Source organism: Rothia sp. 27098_8_161 (assembly GCF_041432905.1).
Lineage (GTDB): Bacteria > Actinomycetota > Actinomycetes > Actinomycetales > Micrococcaceae > Rothia.
The window spans coordinates 149,405-171,868 of record NZ_JAPWAL010000004.1; the positions used below are offsets into that span (position 1 = coordinate 149,405).

Annotated in this window: 13 protein-coding genes; 11 read left to right on the forward strand and 2 right to left on the reverse strand. The window is 56.8% G+C overall.

Annotated elements, in window-relative coordinates:
* Positions 1-58: 58 nt before the first annotated feature.
* Positions 59-1,879, forward strand: a complete 1,821-nt coding sequence (locus O3648_RS02885) for a biotin carboxylase N-terminal domain-containing protein (RefSeq protein ID WP_279741983.1) — start codon at positions 59-61, stop codon at positions 1,877-1,879.
* Between the two features lie 366 nt (positions 1,880-2,245).
* Positions 2,246-3,646 (forward strand): MFS transporter, encoded by a 1,401-nt coding sequence (locus O3648_RS02890; RefSeq protein WP_279741982.1) that lies wholly within the window; start codon positions 2,246-2,248, stop codon positions 3,644-3,646.
* 154 nt (positions 3,647-3,800) lie between these two features.
* Here O3648_RS02890 and O3648_RS02895 read toward each other — a convergent pair whose 3' ends face one another.
* Together O3648_RS02895 and mfd are read right to left on the reverse strand one after the other, a co-directional pair.
* A complete protein-coding gene (locus O3648_RS02895; protein WP_279741867.1) occupies positions 3,801-5,219 on the reverse strand; it encodes an NAD(P)H-quinone dehydrogenase in 1,419 nt (472 codons plus the stop codon).
* Between the two features lie 158 nt (positions 5,220-5,377).
* Positions 5,378-9,124 (reverse strand): transcription-repair coupling factor, encoded by a 3,747-nt coding sequence (gene mfd / locus O3648_RS02900; RefSeq protein ID WP_371568303.1) that lies wholly within the window; start codon positions 9,122-9,124, stop codon positions 5,378-5,380.
* Between the two features lie 708 nt (positions 9,125-9,832).
* Between mfd and O3648_RS02905 the strand changes: the two genes are divergently transcribed.
* The 9 genes from O3648_RS02905 to O3648_RS02945 form a co-directional block, all read left to right on the forward strand.
* Positions 9,833-9,916 (forward strand): hypothetical protein, encoded by an 84-nt coding sequence (locus O3648_RS02905; protein ID WP_371568332.1) that lies wholly within the window; start codon positions 9,833-9,835, stop codon positions 9,914-9,916.
* Between the two features lie 816 nt (positions 9,917-10,732).
* Positions 10,733-11,083, forward strand: a complete 351-nt coding sequence (locus tag O3648_RS02910) for a hypothetical protein (RefSeq protein WP_371568305.1) — start codon at positions 10,733-10,735, stop codon at positions 11,081-11,083.
* A 343-nt stretch (positions 11,084-11,426) separates the two neighbouring features.
* Positions 11,427-12,281, forward strand: coding sequence for a hypothetical protein (locus O3648_RS02915; RefSeq protein WP_371568308.1), 855 nt, complete (start codon positions 11,427-11,429; stop codon positions 12,279-12,281).
* A 188-nt stretch (positions 12,282-12,469) separates the two neighbouring features.
* Positions 12,470-15,706 carry a fibrinogen-like YCDxxxxGGGW domain-containing protein gene (locus tag O3648_RS02920; RefSeq protein WP_371568311.1) on the forward strand — a complete coding sequence of 1,079 codons (3,237 nt, stop codon included), beginning with the start codon at positions 12,470-12,472 and terminating at the stop codon, positions 15,704-15,706.
* Between the two features lie 596 nt (positions 15,707-16,302).
* Complete coding sequence (locus O3648_RS02925) at positions 16,303-17,106, forward strand: CDP-alcohol phosphatidyltransferase family protein (protein ID WP_371568314.1); 804 nt, start codon at positions 16,303-16,305, stop codon at positions 17,104-17,106.
* Positions 17,103-18,053: a glycosyltransferase family 2 protein gene (locus O3648_RS02930; protein ID WP_371568316.1), complete on the forward strand. Its 951-nt coding sequence runs from the start codon at positions 17,103-17,105 to the stop codon at positions 18,051-18,053. The genes O3648_RS02925 and O3648_RS02930 overlap by 4 nt, the downstream gene beginning before the upstream one ends.
* Positions 18,054-18,070: 17 nt before the next feature.
* Positions 18,071-19,426, forward strand: coding sequence for an O-antigen ligase family protein (locus O3648_RS02935; RefSeq protein WP_371568318.1), 1,356 nt, complete (start codon positions 18,071-18,073; stop codon positions 19,424-19,426).
* Positions 19,423-21,417: a lipopolysaccharide biosynthesis protein gene (locus O3648_RS02940; protein ID WP_279754323.1), complete on the forward strand. Its 1,995-nt coding sequence runs from the start codon at positions 19,423-19,425 to the stop codon at positions 21,415-21,417. Before O3648_RS02935 ends, O3648_RS02940 begins: the two co-directional genes overlap by 4 nt.
* A 43-nt stretch (positions 21,418-21,460) precedes the next feature.
* Positions 21,461-22,464: Wzz/FepE/Etk N-terminal domain-containing protein (locus O3648_RS02945; protein ID WP_371568321.1), on the forward strand; the 1,004-nt coding region annotated here is incomplete at its 3' end.

Sequence of the window (22,464 nt, forward strand, 5' to 3'; positions counted from 1 at the left end):
TATATTCGCCAATCCTGCCAATGTATCCTTGGAGCAGGAGATTAAAGGAGAGCTTTAAGTGACTCAGCACCAGGCAGAAACCCCCAAGAAATTTACTGCAGTCCCCGGCCGCCATACTGGCCCGGTCAGCAAGATTCTGATTGCTAACCGCGGCGAAATTGCTGTCCGCGTGATTCGTGCGGCCCGTGATGAGGGCCTGCAGACCGTCGCCGTCTACGCTGACCCCGACCGCGACGCCCAGCATGTAAAGCTTGCCGATGAAGCCTACGCTCTCGGCGGCGCCACCGCGGCACAGTCCTACCTGGTGATGGACAAGCTCATTGAAATCGCTCGCCGCTCCGGTGCTGACGCTGTACACCCCGGCTACGGTTTCCTTTCTGAGAACGCACAGTTCGCGCAGAAGTGCATTGACGCTGGTCTGACCTGGATTGGCCCCTCCCCCGAGTCCATTACCCAGCTGGGTGATAAGGTGGCTGCCCGCCACATCGCGCAGAAGGTGGGCGCTCCCCTGGTGCCCGGTACTAAGGACCCTGTCAAGTCTGCCGATGAGGTTGTTGCTTTCGCAGATGAGCACGGTCTGCCCATCGCGGTGAAGGCCGCATTCGGTGGCGGTGGCCGCGGCATTAAGGTTGCCCGTGACCGTGAAAGCATCGTCGAGATGTACGAATCCGCTGTTCGTGAAGCCACCGCAGCATTCGGCCGTGGCGAATGCTTCATTGAACGCTTCCTGGACTCCCCCCGCCACGTTGAGACCCAGTGCCTGGCGGATGCGCACGGCAACGTTGTGGTGGTATCCACCCGTGACTGCTCCCTGCAGCGCCGTAACCAGAAGCTTGTCGAGGAGGCACCCGCCCCCTACCTGAGTGATGAGCAGAACAAGCGCCTCTACGAGGCATCCCGCGCAATTCTGCGTGAGGCTGGCTACCAGGGTGCTGGCACCTGTGAGTTCCTGGTCGGTACCGACGGCACCATCTCCTTCCTGGAGGTGAACACTCGACTGCAGGTGGAGCACCCCGTCTCTGAAGAGATTTCCGGCTTGGATTTGGTTCGTGAGCAGTTCCGTATTGCCCGCGGCGAGAAGATTGAGGATAAGGACCCGGTTCTGCGCGGTCACTCCTTCGAGTTCCGTATTAACGGTGAGGATGCGGGCCGTTCCTTCATGCCTGCCCCCGGTACCATCGAGAAGATGACCGTACCCACCGGACCCGGTGTTCGCTGGGATTCCGGCTTCGTGGCTGGCGACGTTATCGGCGGTAACTTCGACTCCATGCTGGCTAAGCTCATTGTCACCGGAGCGGATCGCGAGCAGGCTCTGCAGCGTGCCCGCCGTGCCTTGGCTGAGCTGACTATTGAGGGTATGCCCACCGTCATTCCGTTCCACCGCGTTGTGTTGAATGATCCCGCTTTCGCGCCGGCTGAGGGCGGCGATTTCAAGGTGCACACCCGCTGGATTGAGACCGAGTTCAACAACACCATCCCCATGTACTCTGGTGCACCCGGTAGCGTGGGCTCCGATGAGGATGAACGCACCACCGTGGTCGTTGAGGTGAACGGCAAGCGCATGGAGGTATCTCTGCCCGATTTGAGCGGTAACGCGAAGCCTGCCGCTAAGTCCGCGTCCAAAACCCGCAAGTCCCGTTCGGCGCGCGGCGCCGCGAAGGGTGGCGGTGACGAGCTGACCAGCCCCATGCAGGGCACCATTGTGAAGGTTGCCGCTTCTGACGGTGACACCGTCGCTGAAGGCGACCTGATTCTGGTGTTGGAGGCCATGAAGATGGAGCAGCCCATTATCGCGCACAAGGCGGGTAAGGTTTCGGGTCTGTCGGCTAAGGCTGGCGATACCGTCACCTCCGGTACGGTGCTGGCGACCATCAAGTAAGACCTTTCAGCACCCTCGCGAGCGCTCCAGGCTATACAAATCCCCCGGAAGGTTTGAGGTATTACCTCGTACCCTTTCGGGGGATTCTCCATATGTGCTCTCTTCTGTTTCTATGGGATTTACGCGACTAACCCCTGTGATTACGTCCAGATAGTGACTGCATTTGTTGGGCTTTTTCTGAACAGAGTTATAATGTTGCACTTTAGAGGAGCCTTTCAGAATCCAGCGCCCACCGCACCCCACCCGGTGCAGTTACGGCCCCCGGTACGCGTCTACAGCACACCCGCATCCCGCGCTGAACGGTCATGGAACACCTACCTCAGGCTCCTTGTGTACACACAAATTCACCATCTGGGAGTTTTCCTCATGAGCGCCTCTGCACCTGACACGAAAGCGTCTGCTGCATCGGTGAAGAATACGACTCCTCGTAGTCGAGTTATTCTTGCCTCGCTCGTTGGTACCACCATCGAGTTCTACGATTTCTACATTTACGCCACCGCAGCCGTGGCTGTGTTCCCTGTGCTGTTCTTCCCCTCGAAGGACGCAACCACTGAACTTCTGGCGTCCTTCGCTACTTTCGGCGTTGCCTTCATCGCGCGCCCTCTCGGTTCAATAATCTTCGGCCACTTCGGCGACAAGATTGGCCGTAAGGCAACCCTCGTCGGTGCGCTGCTCACTATGGGTCTGGCAACCTTCATCATCGGTCTGCTGCCCACCTACCACCAGATTGGTCTGTGGGCACCGACTATGCTAACCATTATGCGTTTCTGCCAGGGCCTGGGCCTGGGTGGTGAATGGTCCGGTGCAGCACTACTCGCCAGCGAATATGCTGAGGAAGGCAAGCGTGCCCGCGCCGCTATGTGGCCTCAGCTGGGCGCACCCATCGGCTTTGTGCTTGCAAACGGCTTCATGCTGCTGCTGACCAGCTGGATTTCCTTCAACTCCGCGACCGACGGTAAGACCCTTGATCATCCCTTCCTCGTCTGGGGTTGGCGTATTCCGTTCCTGATGTCCATCGTGATGGTCGCTGTCGGCCTGTACGTGCGTTTTAAGCTGGAGGAGACCCCCGTCTTCGCCAAGGCTGCCGCTAACAACGAGAAGGTTAAGACCCCCCTCGTTGAGGCGTTCAAGGTCGCTTGGTGGCCCATGATTCAGGGTACCTTCATCATGGTTGCATGCTACGTGCTGTTCTACCTGATGACAGCGTGGGTTCTTTCCTACGGTATCGGCAAGGTTGAAAAGGGCGGTCTGGCTATCCCCTACCGAGAGTTCCTTGTGATTCAGCTGATTTCCATCATCGGCTTCGCAATCTTCATCCCGATCTCGGGTTGGCTGGCCGATAAGTACGGCCGCCGCACCCAGCAGCTGTGGACCACCATCGCGATGGCAGTCTTCGGTCTGTGCTTCGGCCTGTTCATCTCCCCCTCCGTTGTCGGCACCGGCCAGAATGCGAACGTCGCAGTGGTCACCTTCTTCATCTTCATCGGTATGTGCCTGATGGGTCTGTCCTTTGGTTCCATGTCCGCATACCTGCCGGAGTTGTACCCCACCAACGTGCGATACACCGCCAGCGGTATCGCCTACAACGTGGCGTCCATCCTCGGTGCGGCGCTGACCCCGTTCGTGGCAGTGTGGCTGAACACCTCCTACGGTGTGGCTGCCGTAGGCGGTTACCTGGCGTTCGCTTCGATCCTGAGCGTTGTCTTCATCCTGCTCACTCACGAAACCCGTGATGTGGACATGAACGCTGTCAGCACCACGAAGTAAAACTTCGCGGAGCTAACGCGTCTCTACAGCAAAGCGGTGGGGGCCGCCTCCTGAATCTTAGAACTTCAGGAGGCGGCCCCCACCGCTTTTATACGCGCAGAGATACTGGACCTTCAGAGATGCTAAGTCCGGCTCAGTGCCTCATCTGCACAGATTACAGACCGCGAGTGTGCAGCTTGCGTGCCGCCTCAGCAATAGAGCCGGAGAGCGAGGGGTAGACTGTGAAGGTATCCGCCAAATCATCCACCGCGAGTTTCTTCTCCACAGCCAAGGCAATGGGGTAAATCAGCTCGGAGGCGCGCTGACCAACCACCACGCCACCGATGACGGTGCCGGAGTGGCGGCGAGCAAAAATTTTCACGAATCCATCGCGCATCGCCATCATCTTCGCACGCGGGTTGGTGCTCAGCTGCAGGGTCACTGCATCGCCACGGTACGCCCCCTCGGCAAGGTCCTTCTCGCCCACACCTACGGTCGCAATCTCCGGAGAGGTGAAGATGTTTGCGGCAACCTTATCAGTGCGCAGCGGGCGCACCGCGTCACCGAGGATGTGTGCCATAGCGATACGTCCCTGCATTGCAGCCACGGAAGCCAGCGGGTACACGCCCGTGCAGTCGCCAGCGGCGTAAATGCTGTTCACGCTCGTGCGGGACACGCCGTCCACCTTAATATGGCCACTCGGAGTCTGTTCAACACCGGCAGCTTCCAGGCCCAAATCTTCAGTGTTCGGAATCGAACCAATAGCCACCAGGCAGTGAGTGCCAGAGACCTTACGGCCATCGGACAAGGTCACGATGACACCGGAGCCGTCCTCAGTACGCTCAACAGCAGACGCGCGAGAACGCGGCATCACTTGCACGCCGCGACGTTCAAAGACGTCCTCCAGCACGCGGGCTGCGTCCTCGTCCTCACCGGGAAGCACGCGGTCACGCGAAGACACCAGGGTCACCTTAGAACCCAGACCGTTATATGCAGAGGCGAACTCCGCACCGGTCACACCCGAACCAATCACGATGAGCTCCTCAGGAACCTCGCACAAGTTGTACAGCTGAGTCCAGGTCAGGATGCGCTCTCCATCAGGCATACCGGTCGCCATTTCACGCGGATGCGTACCCACCGACAGCAACACAAAGTCCGCCTGCAGGGGGTAGACCAGACCCGCCTCATCGGTCACCTGAACGGTGTGGCGGTCCAGGAGCTTACCGGTACCGTGAATAATCTTCACGCCCGCAGAAGCCAGAGCACGTTTGATATCGGCAGACTGCTGCTGAGCCAGGTCGCGGACTCGGCGGTTCACACGGTCCATATCAACACGAAGCTGCGGAGCCTTACCCTTGGTATTTTCAATGCCCAAGCTACCCGCCTCGGAGAAGCGGGTCATCATATCCGCCGTAGCAATCAGGGTTTTAGAGGGTACAACGTCAGTCAGAACGGCGGAGCCACCAATGGCATTACGCTCGATGAGAGTCACGTCCGCATTGGATGCGGCAGCCACCATCGCTGCCTCGTAGCCACCGGGGCCACCACCAATAATTACAATTCGCTGAGATGCATAGTTCACCGTTGAAGTCATACCTTAATTGTGAGCTATGCCGCCCCTACGGGGCAAACGCACTCGCCGTGCAGATATGCCATATTATGGCAACCTGCACGGCGAGCATTTACTTGGGGCATGCCGGTTAGACGGGGCGCTCCCCTGTTCTTCTAACCTCTACCCTATTCTTCCAGCTTCTACTCCTCGAGAGCCTGCGGCTTCTCCGAATAAATCGAGTTGATGAACTTCTCAGCCCACTGCAGCATCGCACCGTCCACCAGGTCCTTACCGCCAACCGGCATGGTCTTCGGGCGCGGCACCAGAGTCAGCCAGGTGTCCATGCCCTTCGGCTGGGCATGGGTAGAGCCCGGGTACACGCGCTTCAGACGCATCTGGCGTGACTCCGGCAGCGGCGTAGCGGTCACCACGCGCACCTTCGGGCCCAAAACCACCAACTCGTGAATACCTGCGGCACGGGCATGCATACGCACCGTCGCGACGGCCAGCAGGTTTTCTACCGCCTCCGGCAGCTCACCGTAACGATCGGTGAGCTCTTCACGAGCCTCAGCAATTTTTTCTTCAGTGTCCGCGGCTGCAATCTGACGGTACGCCTGCAAGCGCAGACGCTCAGAATCAATGTAGTTGTGAGGAATATGCGCGTTGACGGGCAGGTCAATCTTCGTTTCGATCTCTCGCTCTTCCTTCTCGCCGCGATAGTTCGCCACCGCCTCGCCGACCAGACGCAGGTACAGGTCAAAACCGACACCGGCAATATGGCCGGACTGTTCGCCGCCGAGCAGATTGCCGGCACCGCGAATCTCCAGGTCTTTCATGGCGAGCTGCAGACCTGCACCCAGCTCGTTATGGGTCGCCACAGCCTTCAGACGCTCATGCGCAATCTCACCGAGGGTCTTATCCACCGGGTACAGGAAGTACGCGTAGGCGCGCTCGCGGCCACGGCCCACGCGTCCACGCAGCTGGTGTAGCTGGCTCAGACCGTAGTTCTGGGCATGATCGACAATGAGAGTGTTTGCGTTCGAAATATCCAGGCCCGTCTCAACGATGGTGGTGCAGACCAGCACGTCAAAGCGGCGTTCCCAGAAGTCCACAATAATCTGCTCCAGGCGCGACTCACTCATACGACCGTGGGCGGTGGCGATGCGCGCCTCCGGCACGAGCTTGCCGATTTCCGCGGCGACATCATCGATGTCAGCCACACGGTTGTGCACGAAGAACACCTGTCCTTCACGCATGAGCTCGCGACGGATTGCGGCGGTAATCTGGCTGTCGGTTCGCGGACCGACGAATGTCAATACGGGGTGGCGTTCATCCGGCGCGGTGGCAAGGGTAGAGGTCTCTCGAATACCGGTTAGCGACATTTCCAGGGTACGCGGAATCGGGGTAGCACTCATGGCGAGCACGTCCACATTCGTGCGCATCTGCTTGAGCTTTTCCTTGTGCTCCACACCGAAGCGCTGTTCCTCGTCAATAATGACCAGGCCCAGGTCCTTGAACACCACACTGTCCGAGAGAATCCGGTGGGTGCCAATCACCACGTCCACCGCGCCGGATGCAATTTCTTCGGTAATCTGGCGAGTTTCTTTCGCCTTCTGGAAGCGGGAGAGCACGCGAATCTTCACGGGGAAGCCAGAGAAGCGTTCGCTAAACGTCTCGTAGTGTTGCTGTGCGAGCAGGGTCGTGGGTACGAGCACGGCAACCTGTTTGCCGTCCTGTACCGCCTTGAATGTGGCACGTACGGCGACCTCGGTTTTGCCGAATCCCACGTCACCGGAGATGAGGCGATCCATGGGGATTTCTCTCTCCATGTCTTCCTTCACCTCGTGGATGGCGGTGAGCTGGTCGGGAGTCTCGTTGTAGGGGAAGGATTCTTCCAGCTCTCGCTGCCAGGGAGTGTCTGCTGCAAAGGCGTGACCGCGCGATGCCTGGCGAGCCGAATAGAGTTTCACCAGGTCTGCGGCGATTTCCTTGACAGCCTTGCGAGCGCGGGACTTGGTCTTAGCCCAGTCACTACCGCCCATCTTCGACAGGCTCGGGTTCTCGCCACCCACGTAGTTAGAAATGAGGTCCAGCTGGTCGGAAGGAACAAAGAGGCGGTCAGGTGCGCCGCCGCGCTTGGCGGGGGCGTACTCGATGACCAGGTATTCCTTCATGGGTTGTACGCCATTGACCGGGGATACGCCAGCCACCGGGCGGGAGGTCATCTCGACGAACCTGCCGATACCGTGGCGTTCGTGCACCACGTAGTCGCCGGGGTTCAGAGCGAGCGGGTCGACAGCGTTGCGGCGGCGGCGTGTCTTGAATTTTTGTCCGGCAGCGCCTCGGGGCGAGTAGGTGCCGCGGCGGCCGAGCAGTTCAGCTTCGGTGAAGACGGCTAGCTTCACCTCCTCGATGAGGAAGCCTGCGGAGGCGGGCGCCTCGCACACCTCGACAATGCCGTGGTCGAGCTTGCCAGCGGGGTCAGTTTCTAGACTGGTTCGGCGGGCTGCGGGTACGGCAGGTGCCCCTTGGCCGGAGTGGAAGAGGTCGATGAGGCGGTCGGTGGATCCACGGCCATTGGTGAGGGCGAGGACGGTCCACTGTTGGCGGATGAGGTCGCCAACCTGGCTGAGCATGCGTTCGACGGAACCGTTGAAGGCGGTTGCGGGGGTGGCGTTGACGGAGTAGGTGTCGATTCCGTCTTCGATGGCGTCGGCAATACTCTGGTGCTGGAGTGCCCCGGCGGCGTCTTCGAGTAGGTCTGCGTCAGTGACGAGTTCGGTGATTTCCCACCAACTGAGCTTGGCTTCGAGCGCCTGTGCGGCGGTTTGGTCGATGGTGCGGAATCCGCTGTCGCTCATGCGTAGCTGGCCGAGGTCGATGGGTGCTACTGCGTCGGCTTCTGCGGAGGTATCCCATGCGGCGGCGAGGAATTCTTCGTTGGTGGCGACGAGGTCTTCGGCGCGGGCACGCACGCGCTCGGGTTCGACGTTAATGATCATGGACCCTGCCGGCAGCAGCTCGGTGAGGGTATTCATGGATTCGATGAGCAGCGGGATGAGCGACTCCATGCCTTCGACGTAGATTCCACCGGCAATCTTTTCGAGCATGGCTGCAGCTGCCGGATAGTCGGCTTTCAGGCGGGCGGCGCGGCTCATAACCTCGGGGGTGATGAGCAATTCACGGCAGGGCAGCAGGGTGAGTTCAGCGAGCTCTTCTCCCTCGCTGAGGGTGCGCTGGTCAGCAGCGGAGAAGTGGCGTATTTCATCGAGTTCGTCACCGAAGAATTCGAGGCGGACGGGGGTGGTTGCTGTGGGCGGGAAGACGTCGATAATGCCGCCTCGTACGGCGTATTCGCCGCGCTTGGCGACAAGGTCTACGCGGGAGTATGCGGCGTCGTTGAGGCCTCGTACTACGTCTTTGAAGGGGTATTCTTCGCCGCGAACCAGGTGTACAGGTTCAAGTTTTTCGATGCCGGTGACGATGGGCTGGATGACGGCGCGTACGGGTGCAATAACGATTTGGGGGCGTTTGGCTGCTTCCCCGGTCATGGCGCGCAGTACCTGTAGCCGGCGGCCTACGGTGTCGGAACTCGGTGAGAGACGTTCGTGGGGCAGGGTTTCCCAGGCGGGGAAGAGCGCAATGTCGGCGGCGGGCAGGTAGGAGCGCAGGGCTGCAGCGAGGTCTTCTGCTTGGCGGTCGGTGGGGGTGATAATGAGGCTGAGAGCTTCGGGGGTGGTTGCGCGTACGGCGGCGGAGATCTGGGCAATGAGTGCGGCGTGTGTTCCTCCGACGGCGCCGATGAGGGTGTGTGCGCTACGTTCTGTGGGGTGCACGGAGGCGGCGGTGCGGATTGCGGCCCAGCTGCTGAGTTGGTTGAGGGTTTTCAGGAGGGGGTGCAGGGGCGCTTCGAGGGGCTGTGCGGTAGCTTTTCGGGTGGTGCTCACGGGTTCTCCTGAATCTGCTGTCCTCGGTTCCGGCGGTTTGGCTGGTGGAGGGTGTCGATGGGTGGCTGGTGTGAGGTGGTGTCGGGTGGGGTGCCCGAGTGTTTTATTTTGAGGAATTTTATGTGCACTTTTGGTGATGTGTGCGGCTTTTCTATTGTAGGTCTACTCTGCTTTTTATGGCATTTTTCTTTCGTGGGCTTCTTTGGCTGTAGATATAGCTTTTTGTACCCGATTGTCACTTTCAATGGCGATATATGAGTATGGTTTTCTTCTGCGTCATTTCTTGCACGACAACACCGATTTTATAGGATACAAATCACACCCCCATCCATATCTTTGCACTTTGTGCACTATTATTTTCATAGCTTAATCCTGTAACCCAATCAATAACACTTATAGAAAAACCGCACCGCGTCTTCCTCCCGGAACGTCGCATCAGAAAGACGCATATGACAACCATATACACGAACAATCCCGCTGAAAAGCCCCATAACCCCTTTCATGGTCCGCTAAGAAGTAGGCCGCTTTCGCACTCGCTTTTGTTACCGCTCTCAGCGCGGCACCTCTTACTCCTACTACCCCCGCTTCGGCTGCTCTACCGGCACCCATGATGGTTCCAGCAGCGATCAGGCGGCTGCCTCCTGCTACAAGGTCAAGTAAGTCAACCCTTCAGCCCCCTCTGGCACTTATTGGCTGTACACCCCGCAGATGAGCGACCCGGCGCGGTTCTACTGCAATCAGGAACCTGATGGCGGCGGCTGGGTCATGATTGGCGGCGGTCATGAGGATTAGATCCAGTCCTACAATGGCCCCGGCGACCCGAATCAGCTGCACCAGAACCTCACCGGCCCTTCCGCTTTTATACTCCGATCCAGCTTCCGGCAAACACTGTCTATGTGCTGCTGAACGGCATTAAGCCTCAGATCCTTTCCGACGGCATGCGTCTGCACCGTACTCACAATGCGAGGGGCCCCAGTGTCAGAATGTTTATGTTCAGCGTCCTCAAATTGAGCAGTGGACCTGGGCGTTGAGCTACGGTCAGCGTTGGGGCAATGTGAAGTTCACCGATGCCGACATTAACCGCACCCCCATATGGTCGGTTCCACCTCGGAGATGGCTCCCGGTATTACCACCAACTCAGTGCGTTTATTCACTCACCCAAACCAGGGCTACCAGATCGTTTTACATACAGTTCGCTGGTGAACTTCGGTAATGATCGTGCCGATCCTTACATTTAACGAAGCGCGGTTCTGCCGGTTATTTTATTCCGTTCGCTCAGGTGTTCCTGCGTCCGAAGCTAACTCAACGTGACTTGAATTTCTCGCAGATTGGTTCTGACTCTGCCGCTAGCAACCGTTGCGATCTGCCCAATAGCTATACAATACCCGTTCGTTCGCGTACCAGTTAGCAGACTGGCACCGAGCAAAAGAACGAGATGAACACCTACGGTCAGGCTATTACTCAGGTGGGCGATATTGTCTTCGCCGGTGGCGACTTCAAGTATATGGAGTCCGCTGGCGGCGAGCGCCTTGATCAGTCATACCTGGCTGACTACAACGTGGATTCGGGTGAGCCGGCTCGTTCCTTTTCGGCATCCGGGAGTCCTTCGTGGATTCTCGTAGCAACCTGTGGGTTGGTGGCGACAACAACCGTTCGCTGGACTCTCACGGTAAGCAACATACGGTTGGTTTCACTCCCTTTGCTCCTCGCACTGTGACTGCCCCGTCGGCTCCGCCTAAGCTGTCGGTTCAGCGTTATGGTTCGACCGATAAGCTATCCTGGCCTGGCGTTCGCGAGAGCAGCGCTCGCTACCAGGTTCTGCGTGATGATCGTCCTATTGCGACGGTTAAGGGTACGAGCTATTCGGTGGATCACCGCGATGGCGCCCACTATTATGTACGTGCGGTAGGTACTACGGACAACTATTCAGCAAGTACCGAGGCTGTTCAGGCGGTATAACCCCTCATAAGGGCGATATCCACTTTTATAACAAAGATTTTTAGTGATATTCACCCTATTATCCCGGGCTGGTTTTATAATCGCCAGGGATATTTTTGCACAAAGTGAATCTATTTTATTCATTTCCTTGAAATTTCTTTCATTCGGCGATATACATTTACCTTCAAGTTAGGTACTAATAGGCATTTTTTTAGGTTCTATTCTCATAAGTTATAAAAACATTATTTTTTACGAGTCTAAGTATTCTCCCAGCTTTACGTGTTAGCCTTAGGCATTTTGTCACCGCGGGGTAATATTTTCCTGAATATAGTCATTCTCAGTCCAACCACTAAAGAGGCTTCCTATGTCAGCATTTTTCAAGCAGTCTTCCCACTCCCTCCTTTTGGGTACCCTGGGCACCGTTGGTGTATCTGCTCTAATTCTGAGCGGTTGCGCCACCGAGAACCCGAAATCCGATAGCTCTTCTTCTGCTTCTGCATCTGCGAGCGCTTCTGCTCACGCTTCTTCTGCGCAGTCTTCTAGCTCTTCTCCCCGTGTTTCCGATCAGGGCACTGCTAAGACTTCCTCCAACGCCTCCACCGAGGCTTCAGCTGAAGCAAAGAATGAGGCGACTTCCTCTGATGCTCAGAAGCTTGAAGAGGTTTACATCGGTTCTGAAGAGATGAAGAATGCTTCTTCTGCGGCCGTTGACAGCGAAGAGGTTAAGAAGATTACCGAGCTGGTCAACTCCTATGAAAATATTCTGAATAAGGTCAAGGCAGCTCCTTCTGCTGTTCCTTCCCCTGAGAACGCTGCTGAACCGACCAGCAATGAGGAAGTTGAGCGACAGAACGTTAAGCAGGCTCGTGCTGTTCTCGACGATGAGACGATTCGTTCTATCGAGGCAGTAGCCGTAGATTCCGCTGCGGCTGAGTTTGCCGTGCAGGCTTCCGAGTACGCTCTGGCTGGCTGGCATTATGATGGTTCTTCCACTGTGGTGGGTACTCCCCGTATGGCTGAAACCCAGTACAAGGGTCAGCCCGCACACATGCTGGAAGTATGCATGGACTCTTCTTCGGTGAAGATCTATGACGAGAATAATCAGCCTGTTAAGGATGACAATTCTCCGAAGCGTTCGCTCAATATTTATACCCTTGTTCAGGTTGACGGTCAGTGGAAGATTGCAACCCATGATTTCCCGAACAACGCCGACTGCTAGGGTTTAATAAAAATGCCGGTTTCCAGCTATGATTCGCTGGGAACCGTGCATTATCCTCCATAGCGCATTAATGTTGATGCGCACTCGATAACATTTCTTGGCATTCATTTGGAGATATTATGAAAGCCCACCTTGGCATGACGGGCTCCGGCTTTTCACGTTCTGCTATAACTCGCTCAGCTCTTTGCTTGAGCATTGCTACGGCTTTGGCTTTGCCTGTAGCTATCCCCACTATTACGCCGAGTACCGCTGTCGAACAGACTGCGGAAAAAAGGAACTCTGCTTTCTACAATGGCACGACCTCTGAGCGTGCTGCCGCCAGCTGCTGGGAAGCCAAGCAGGCTGACCCCGAGGCAAAGAGCGGCGCCTATTGGCTATACACTCCTTCGATGAGCCAGCCGACTCAGTTCTACTGCGATCAGGAAACCGATGGTGGCGGTTGGGTCAAGATTGGTGAGGGCCGCGACGGCTGGACCGAAAACTACGAAGGTCAGGGTGACACTTCGCAGCTCTACAGCGATGCCGCGCCCGCATCTTCGGGTATGACTCTTGAACAGGGCAAGGCGCTGAGCTCCTTGCCCGCTGCGAAGACCCCGATTCAGCTTTCGGGCACCACTATTTCTCAGCTGCTCAACGGCACTCGCCCCGATCAGCTGCCCGACGGTTACCGTTTCCGCCGCGCCCTGAACACTTCGGGCACCAAGTGGCAGGAAACTACGGTTGACCGCCGTCAGACCTCCGAGTGGACCTGGGCTCTGCGTGCGAGCGCTGTCTGGTCGAATGCGACCATCACCAACCCTGACGAGTTCTCTTCCTATAACGAAGAGGGCCGCAAGTACTGGGCTGACGGCACGTGGCAGGACCACATTCTGCGTGGCCAGAACAACGGCTTCAAGGCCTTGATTTTTGATGAGTTAGCTTCACAGGATTACCGCATGGGTTTCCGCTACGGTGCAAACTCCCCCATTTCGCAGGATGGTTCTGAGCCGGCGTTGACCGACGCGCGGAACTCCTATATTTACGGCAAGGAAGGCAACGGTGAAACCTCTTTCGGTTACACCCAGATGTTCCTGCGCCCCAAGCTGACTCAGAATAATTTGAACCTGGATACTATCCCGGATTCCGGTACTCCGGCGAGCGCTCGTCGTGCCCTGCCCAGTAGCCGTTCGGCTACTTGGCGTTGGCGTACCAGCAATAGCACGGCCTCAGGTAAAACCACCGAAATGAACACCTTCGTTGAGGCTATTACCGAGGTTGATCACGGTAACGGCACCTCCAGCGTGTTCCTTGCCGGCGACTTCAAGCATGTTGAGTCCTCCTCCGGAGAGGTGGTTAAGCAGGCTAATATTGCTGCCTTTGACCCTGAAACTGGCGAATTGCGCCGCGGTTTCAAGCTGACTGTTAACGGTCAGGTGAAGGCTGTTGAAGCTCTGCCAAATAACCGCCTGGCTGTTGGTGGCTTCTTTACCATGGTGAACGGTGAGAAGCATGAGAGCTTCGTTGTCGTTGACGCTACGACCGGTAAAATTGCCCCCGAATGGGCCCAGGTTAGAATCGAAGATCGTATTTCTACTGAGGTCATGAAGGTGAAGACCATCCACCGTCAGGGTGACTATGTGTATATTGGTGGCACCTTTACCCACATTTACGAAAGTAAAAAAGCGGGTGTTGCGTATTCACGCAACATTGCCCGTTTTAAGTTGGGTGAGCCTTCTAACAGCGTACCCGGTACTGTGAGCGTGGACCGTAATTGGCGCCAGGTGTTCAACGGTACCGTCAACGGTATTAGTGCCTCCGCTGATAACTCTCACGTTTACGTCGCCGGTTACTTCACCTGGCTCAACGGCGGTCTTGCCTACCGCGTGGCCGATATTACTCAGCATATGCAGAAGGGTAGCCCGTGGGTGTACCAGCAGTCTGAGATTCCTGCCCGTGCTCATGTCTCTGACCTGCGTAATGAAACTAAGATTTGGGGTTTCCAGTTCGACGTCCAGGATGCCGGTACCGGCATATGGGTGGGCGGTACTGAACACCTCATTTCTCGTTACGACAAGGCGTCTTTGACCCCCACCTACACCGCGATTACTCGCGAAGGTGGCGACTTCCAGGATCTGCACCTGAATGGTAACAATATTTACGGTGCCTGCCACTGTGGTGACTTCCTCTACCAGGGTTCTCGTAATAAACAGCGCCCTGTGGGCGGTTCGAGTGTGGTCCACTCGGTCAAGCTTGTTGCTGCATTCGATAAGGACAGCGGTAAGATGCTGCCGGAGTTCTCCCCTTCTATTAAGGGTAATAACGGCTTCGGTATCTGGGAGTCCTTCGTGGATTCGAAGGGTACCCTGTGGGTTGGCGGCGATATCCACCGTTCGCTGGGTGTTCACGGCACTCAGGAGACCATTGGTTTTGCACGCTTTGAGGCTCGTGATGTGACTCCTCCGCCTACCCCGCAGAACCTGCAGGTAGAGTTGAAGGACGATAAGGACGTTCTGACCTGGGACGCTGTGCAGGATACCGGTAGTGTTCGTTACCAGATTCTGCGTGATGACCGAGTCATCGCTAGCACTTCGGGTACGAAGTTCGAGATTGATCACACCGATAACACACATTACTTTGTGCGTGCTGTGGACAGCTCGGATAACTACTCTGCCTCTACTCCGGTTCAGGTAGCACCGGTTCACCCGACTCCTACGGATACAACAACCGAAACGCCTATAGCAGACCCAACTGCAACTGCAGACCTGACCGCAAGCATTACCCCGAGTGCAGAAGCAACTACTGAGGCGCCGAAGGAAGAAACTCCTAAGGACGAGCAGAAGGACGAGGCCACTAAGGACCAGATTGTTCTACCCTATGCATCCGAGTGGAAGTACATGGTTGCTTCCAATGCTCCCAACCGTAAGTACGGCTGGAAGTACGGCTTCCACTTCTCCCTGGAGGATATCGCCCAGGAGGCATGGAAGACCGGCAAGACTCCGATTGGCTTGGGCAGCAACAAACTCAACACCATTGCTGAGACCCCGCCGATGCAGACCCGCAATAACATCTACGCCTACGCCACCGTCCATCTCACCCGTGAGCAGGCCAGCCGTGATCTCGTGCTAACTACTTACGCAGACGATGCTATTGCGGTCGGTGTCAACGGTGAAGAAGTTGGTCGTACCAACTTCGACACCCATGGAAAGCTGTGGGCTAGCTCGCTGGCATCAAGCTCGATTGATACTGCTGATGCTCAGAAGACTCCGGTGACCTTCACCGTTCCTTCTTCCAAGCTGAAGGTTGGCGAGAACCTCATCGCGATTGAGGTTCATGCGGGCATTACTCGACGTAACGTTCGCCCGAATATAAGCTTCGACATGCAGGCAACTGCTAAGGCACCGGTTGCTGAGCAGCCCGCCAAGACAAGGGAGCGAAGGCACCCGTAGCCAACGAGGCTGAGCAGCCGTGGTTGAGAAGGCGAATAACGCTACCGCTGAGCAGGGTGAGCAACGCGCTCTCAACAACGGAATTGGAACTCGTGTTCCGATTCAGTCCCGAAGGAACTAATACCTTCTAGACAATCTCGATAAATGGGGTTTGATTTTCTGATATTTCAGGAAATCAAACCCCATTTGCGTGTTCCACTCGCTTTTCTGTGTTTTTTGCATTATTTATTCCGGTTATTGTGTTCCTGTTATGTGCATCTCTGTACAATGTCCAGAAATGTTTTCTACAGCCGCAGTGTGCGGGAGGAAAGCACTGACATGCCGAGCGAGAAGCAGTCGCAGACCCTTCACATAGACCCGTACATTTGCACTAAAGCGCATTTTCACCAGCTTTTTACAATACAATTATTGGCCCTGACCATACGCCCCCTGTTGCACTTTATCTCGTTGTAAAATATCTATATAGTGGTGTATGTGAAAAAAGGGATTAACCGCCTCTTTTTTCGTGTGTGAGACTTCCGGACTTTCTCGCAACCATCTCGAAAGGGAGTAATTCACTCTCCTTCACTTCTCTCACCGGTTAAAAAGGAATATACATGTCCACCTCTGAGGCACCTCACACCCCAAATTCCACGCCCACATCGGGATTTTCTGCGAAGTTTTCTCACACCCTGCGCTCTCTTGAAGCAGCGCAGAAGCCTAGCATTGGCGTTCCCGCCTACACCCGCTGGGTCAACCGCCGAGTAGCACGCTACTTCGCCGCGACTGCTGTCGCGCTGGGCATCACCCCCAACCGCGTCACCGCAATTTCCGCCGCATGTTCCGCAGCAGGGCTCATCGTTCTGATTACCTACCCACCTAGCGTTGGTATGGGTGTCTGCGTTGCACTACTCTTCGCCCTCGGTTACGGCCTGGACTCCGCTGATGGCCAGGTTGCTCGCGTGACCGGCGCATCCTCCCCCGCCGGTGAGTGGCTCGACCATGTAGTCGACTCCATCCGTGTGCCCTCCGTGCACATGGCGACTTTGCTCTCCTTCCTGTTGTACCCGGCGCACTACTCCTTCACCGGATCCAGCACATTCAACAGCTGGATCATTGCGATGCCCATGATTTTCACCGCGCTGACCGCCGGTCACTTCATGAGCCAGACTCTGGCTGAGCAGTTACGCAACAACCGCAAAACCGCTGCTCCCCCGAGCGGTGGTCCCCTGCGCTCCTTCATCAACCTGCACATGGACGCCGGCACCCTCTGCTGGATTTACATTTTTGTTGGCTTCGGCCCCGTATTCGTCATCATCTACGCACTGCTTCTACTGGCTAATGCAGCAACCGTCCTTCTGTCCATGCGTCGCAAGTACGTTAGCCTCGCGACCCCCGCTGGGTCAGGAGAACCCCAATGATGCGCTTCACCTCTCGCAACCCTGCTGTTTCCGCTGTTATCACAACCAACGGCAAGCGTCCCGAACTGCTACGCGTGGCTGTACGTTCCATCCTTGAGCAGAGCTACCGCGGTTTCGTTGAAGTTGTTGTCGTCTTTGACCGAGTCGACCCCGACCGCCTTGAGGACATTGAGGTCGGTGAAAACCGTGCCCTGAAGATTGTCTCCAACACCCGCTCCGGTGGTCTGGCTGGCGGCCGCAACAGCGGCATCATCGCCTCCATCGGTGAGATGATTGGCTTCTGCGATGATGACGACTACTGGATGCCTTCCAAGCTCACCCAGCAGGTCGCTCTCTGGCGCGAAAACCCCGAAGCAGCCGCTATCTCTTCGGGTATTACCGTCCGTTCCGGCGGTCAGGACATCGTGCGCCGGGCACCCGAGCACGCAACCTTCGCTGACTTCCTGCGTTCGCGCATTACCGAAATTCACCCCTCCGCCATGCTGTACTCCCGCGAGGATCTACTCGGCGTTGACGGTAAGCCCGCCCGCATCGGTCTGGTCGATGAGGAGCTGCCCGCCGCCTATGGTGAAGACTACGACCTGTTGCTACGCGCAACCCGCCACGGCGATGTACTGAGCGTACCCGAGCCGCTGATTCTGGTGCTCTGGGACCGCCCTTCCTTCTTCTCCGGCAAGTGGCAATCCATGGTTGACGGCCTCAGCTACATTCTGCGTAAGTTCCCCGAATTCGAGCAGGATCCCAAAGGCTTGGCACGTATCGCCGGTCAGATTGCATACGCTCAGGCGTCCCTGGATAACAACAAGCAGGCGCGTGCCTACGCTCGCGCTGCTCTGCGCCGCGACCCCAAGCAGCTTCGTGCTTGGGCGGCATATATTGTGTCCACCGGCATTATTAAGCCCGCTACTCTTCTTGATTTCGTCCAGAAGACCGGTCGAGGTCTCTAACCAGGTATCGCACAGATATGGTTTCTTCTTCCGTTCTTTCCCCTCCGGGTACTTCGCCTGTGACCCTCAAGGATTCCACCGGGTCGGTGGCCACACCGCCCAGCGGTATTCTGCGTGTCCGCGCGCGCAACCACCCGGTATCTACGGCGCAGAAGAAGCTCCCCGCCTGGCCTCTGTTGGGGTTGCTGTACAGCTTCCCGGCGCTGTGGGCTTTGGGTGTGCTTCAGGTTGCACCGCTGGTACTGGCAGCGATCATGCTTTTTTACCTCATTATTCGAGGTAATGTGCATGTGCCCGGTTCCCTGTGGGTGTGGGGCGTATTCTGCGTGTGGGTTATTGTTGCAGCCCTTGCACTGACCCGCTCCACCGACATTATTGGTTGGGGTCTGCGCTTTATAAATATTCTCAGTGCCGGCATTTACGCCCTGTACTACTACAACGCACGATCCTCTATTAGCATCAATAGGCTGCTGAGTGGTCTAGCGACTCTGTGGGTGACCCTGATTGTTCTGGGTTACGGTGGTGTTCTCTTCCCCGAGTTCCGTCTGCATACTCCAATGAGCTTCATCATGCCTGCTGGTTTTATGCAGAACCCGCTGGTTCGCGATTACATGCTTCCTCCCCTGGCTGAGGTTCAGCATCCTTGGGGTGCACCCAAGGCGTATATTCGACCCTCCGCACCGTTCCCTTATACAAATAGTTGGGGTCTGGCGTACACCCTGCTCACCCCGGTGATGCTGGCGTGTTTACTTCGTCTGCGTTCCATCTGGCTGCGTATTGCGTTGCTGATCGGTATGGCACTTTCTACCGTGCCAGCAATTGCGACCAGTAACCGCGGTATGTTCATTGGTCTTGGCATCAGCGCAGCATACGTACTGTTGCGTCAGTTCCTGGCGGCTCATTGGCGTGCGGTGGGTATGGGTGTTGCGGCAATCGTAGCTGTGGTTGTGACACTCTTTGCGTCGGGCACTGTGGACAATATTCTGGGTCGTCAGGACTACTCGGACTCCACCGGTGGTCGTGCGGCGCTCTACCGCGCCACCTGGAAGGCAACCTTGGAGTCCCCGATTATTGGTTACGGCGCTCCGCGTATGGAACCGAGCATTGGTGTGTCAATGGGTACCCAGGGGTACCTGTGGACTCTGATGTTCTGCTTCGGCTTCGTGGGTCTGGCGCTATTCGTGCTCTTCATGGCGTGCACTGTGGCAAGCGGCGCGCGAGTGAAGACCACCTCCGGGTACTGGCTACATAGCGTGCCGGTCACGTGCTGTGTTGTTTTCATCTTCTACAGTTTCGATATTGCTCAGCTAACCATTCTGATGCTGGCGTCGATGGTCTGCATCCGTTCCATCCGGGATGGTGAGCGGTTATGACGAAGAACCAGTCCCCCCGTGGTTTAGAGACCACCGCGGTTTCACCTTTCGATGATGCCTACTCGACGGGTGGCCATCCTAGCCGCTGTGCACACCTGCATGAGAGCGGCGAGTATGTGGAGCAGGCTGACTCGCTGGCAGAGTCTTCTGCCGATGAGTTCGCTCTGACGGTGGATGATATCCGTTCCGGTCGTTTTCCTGCGACTATGGCACTGTCAATTGTGCCTCCGGCTCGAGGCTTTGCTTCCGAAGGATCGTTGCCCGATTCTTTGGAGGCGGGTTCTTCGGAGTCAGGTACTTCAGCTGTAGGTTCCTCAGCAGCGAAAGCTACCGCTGTAGCGGGTGCTCATCTGTCCGGTTCCCGGCGGGTTGTCCCGGCTACTGCTGGGGCTGTAGAAAAGGCGCAGGAAGAAAAGACTCTGAATGAGAAGGTTAAGCCTTCCGTATCAGGTACTCAGGCCGATACCGCGTCCGTGAAGAGCGCGCCGGTTAAGAAAACTCCCGGAAGGGATAAGCAGCCCAGCCTCACAAAGAGCGGCTCTCTTGCTTCTCTATGTGTGATGTACGGTGCGGGTATCGCCTTTGTGACCACGATGGTGGTGTCGAACGGTATCGGTGCTGAGGGCTCGGGCGAGTTTTTCCGTCTGATGGCGTTATTCGCGATTTCGATTTCGCTGGTGACCTTCGGCGCGGATACTGGCTTGGTTCGTACGATGAGTGCTCAGCGTGCGCTGGGTCGTTACGGTGTGCTTCCGCAGCTGATCCGTTACGGTCTGATTCCTTCACTGGTGACTTCGGTACTTCTGGTGGCGGGTGTGTACATGTACACCAAGCTTGTGCCGATGGCTCCTGCGTATCAGGCGGCAATGCGCGTCAGCTCAGCTTTTGTGCTGCTAGCGGCGTTGATGACGGTGTTCTTCGGCGCGCTACGCGGTCTGCAGCGTGTGGTGACTTTTACGCTCCTACAGAATGTTCTGCTTCCTACTCTGCGTCTTGCGGCAGTGGGTTTGGTGGTTCTTTTCTCGGGTCAGCTCATGGATTTGGTGTACGCCTGGACTATTCCGGTTGCGATTACTGCGGTGGTTGCCCTGTGGCTTTTGGAGCGTGCGTTCCCTTCTGAGGAGCATGTGGAGGTTCTTCCTTCTGAAGATTCTCCGACCGAGACATTCCGTTCGTTCTGGGGTTTCAGCTCTGCACGGGGTGTCGCTACCGTTATGGAGACTATCTTGGAATGGATTGATGTGCTGGTGGTGACGGCATTCTCAGGTGCCGTTGCCGGTGGTGTCTATGGTGCTGTGAACCGTTGTGTTCGTGTGGGCGCCATGATTGAGCACACCGGCCGCGTGGTGACCGGCCCATCGATTAGTGCGGCGTTGGCTACTCGTCAGCTGGATCGTGCTCGAGAGATTTTCATTTCGACCACTCGCGTGTTGACTGCGTTGTCTTGGCCGTTCTACCTCTCTCTGGCGTTCTTTGGTCCGGTTCTTCTGGGCTTCTTCGGTAAGGGCTTTGAGGCTGGCGCCGGTATTCTCTGGGTGATTTGCCCGGCGGCGATGCTGTCGATAAGTGCCGGTGGGGTGCAGTCTGTTCTGCTGATGAGCGGTAAGAGTCGCTGGCAGCTGTTGAACAAGCTCTCCTCGCTGGTGGTGGCTGTGACCTTGAACTTCACCTTGGTGCCGGTCTGGGGCCTCTACGGTGCGGTGACGGCTTGGGCTTCTGCTCTGCTGGTTGACACCTTCCTGGCGAGCTACCAGGTGTTCCGCCTCGTAGGTATTCGTGCTTCGCTCCGTGAGATGGCTCCTTCACTCTTCGTGGGTGCGGCTGTCCCGACAGCGTATGCTCTGGTGTCTTTGGCCTTCTTGGGTCAGAGCGTTCAGGGCATCATCGTGTACCTGGTGCTGCTCGTTCCGGTATACGGTGCGGTGCTATACCGTTTCCGCAAGGCTCTCGGTATTGAGCGCTTCTTCTCCGCCCGCCGCGCGAAGTCTTAAGCCTTCGACTTCTTCTACATTTCTCTTCCTCTAGGATGTCCTTATGGATAACACCTCTCATACCTCCTCAGTTACCCTTGGCAGCCAGGTACGTCGCATTTTTCGACACCGTCTGCTAATTCTGCTGTCGGTCGTGGTTTTCGCTGTAGCGGGTGCCGCTTACGGCTACATGACCAATAGCAAGTACACTTCTAAGGCTTCGTTGGTTGTTTACCCGCTGGTGGTTGATCCCGCCGGTACCGGTAGTGCTAACTCTACGAAGGTGGATATTGCTACTGAGTCTCGCGTTGCTTCCTCTCGTGAGGTTGCGCAGAACGCCGCGAAGTCTCTGATTGCTAACGGCGATACCCTCTCTGAGGCTCAGCTGACCAGCCGCCTGATGAGCTCCGTCAAGGTGACCGGTACCTCCCAGACTGCCGTGCTGGATATTGAGGTAACCCGCCCCAACGGCACGGATGCTGCACATTACGCTAACGCTATGGCTAACGCGTACCTGCAGGTTCGTTCCGAGTCTCTAAAGAGCAGCGTTGATTCTGCTGTGCACCAGATTGATGAGCAGATTTCTGCTCTCGAGGGTGATAACGGCCGTGTAGGTCTGCTTTCTCAGCTACAGGAGCGTCGCGTCCAGATCCAGCTGACTTCCACCACCGGTGGCCGCGTGATGAGCGAGGCTCAGATTCCGGTTTCTTCCTCGGCTCTTGGCCCGGTAAAGATGGCTATTGTTGGTGCTGTTGCCGGTCTGCTGATTGGTGCTGTACTGGCTTACGGTCGTGACCGCACCATGCGTCACGTTGGTTACGCTGACCGTCTGGAAGATGCTGGTATCCCGGTTCACGAGCTGGGCTCCTCTTCTGAATCGAATGACCCATTCATGCTGCTGCGCACTATTGGCGCTCCTGATGGCGATCTGAAGAGTGCTGGCGCATCCGGCATTGTCATTCTACCCGGTACTGACCGCGGCGTTGAGCACCTGTACCAGATGCTGCAGCGCGTTATGCCCACCGAGTACGCCCGTTTCACCGATTACGCTTCGGTTCGTAACATTTT

Coding starts and splice junctions, on each gene's coding strand:
- O3648_RS02890 (WP_279741982.1), top strand. CDS start 2,246: ATGAGCGCCTCTGCACCTGACACGAAAGCGTCTGCTGCATCGGTGAAG.
- O3648_RS02895 (WP_279741867.1), bottom strand. CDS start 5,219: ATGACTTCAACGGTGAACTATGCATCTCAGCGAATTGTAATTATTGGT.
- O3648_RS02905 (WP_371568332.1), top strand. CDS start 9,833: ATGAGCGACCCGGCGCGGTTCTACTGCAATCAGGAACCTGATGGCGGC.
- O3648_RS02915 (WP_371568308.1), top strand. CDS start 11,427: ATGTCAGCATTTTTCAAGCAGTCTTCCCACTCCCTCCTTTTGGGTACC.
- O3648_RS02925 (WP_371568314.1), top strand. CDS start 16,303: ATGTCCACCTCTGAGGCACCTCACACCCCAAATTCCACGCCCACATCG.
- O3648_RS02930 (WP_371568316.1), top strand. CDS start 17,103: ATGATGCGCTTCACCTCTCGCAACCCTGCTGTTTCCGCTGTTATCACA.
- O3648_RS02935 (WP_371568318.1), top strand. CDS start 18,071: ATGGTTTCTTCTTCCGTTCTTTCCCCTCCGGGTACTTCGCCTGTGACC.
- O3648_RS02940 (WP_279754323.1), top strand. CDS start 19,423: ATGACGAAGAACCAGTCCCCCCGTGGTTTAGAGACCACCGCGGTTTCA.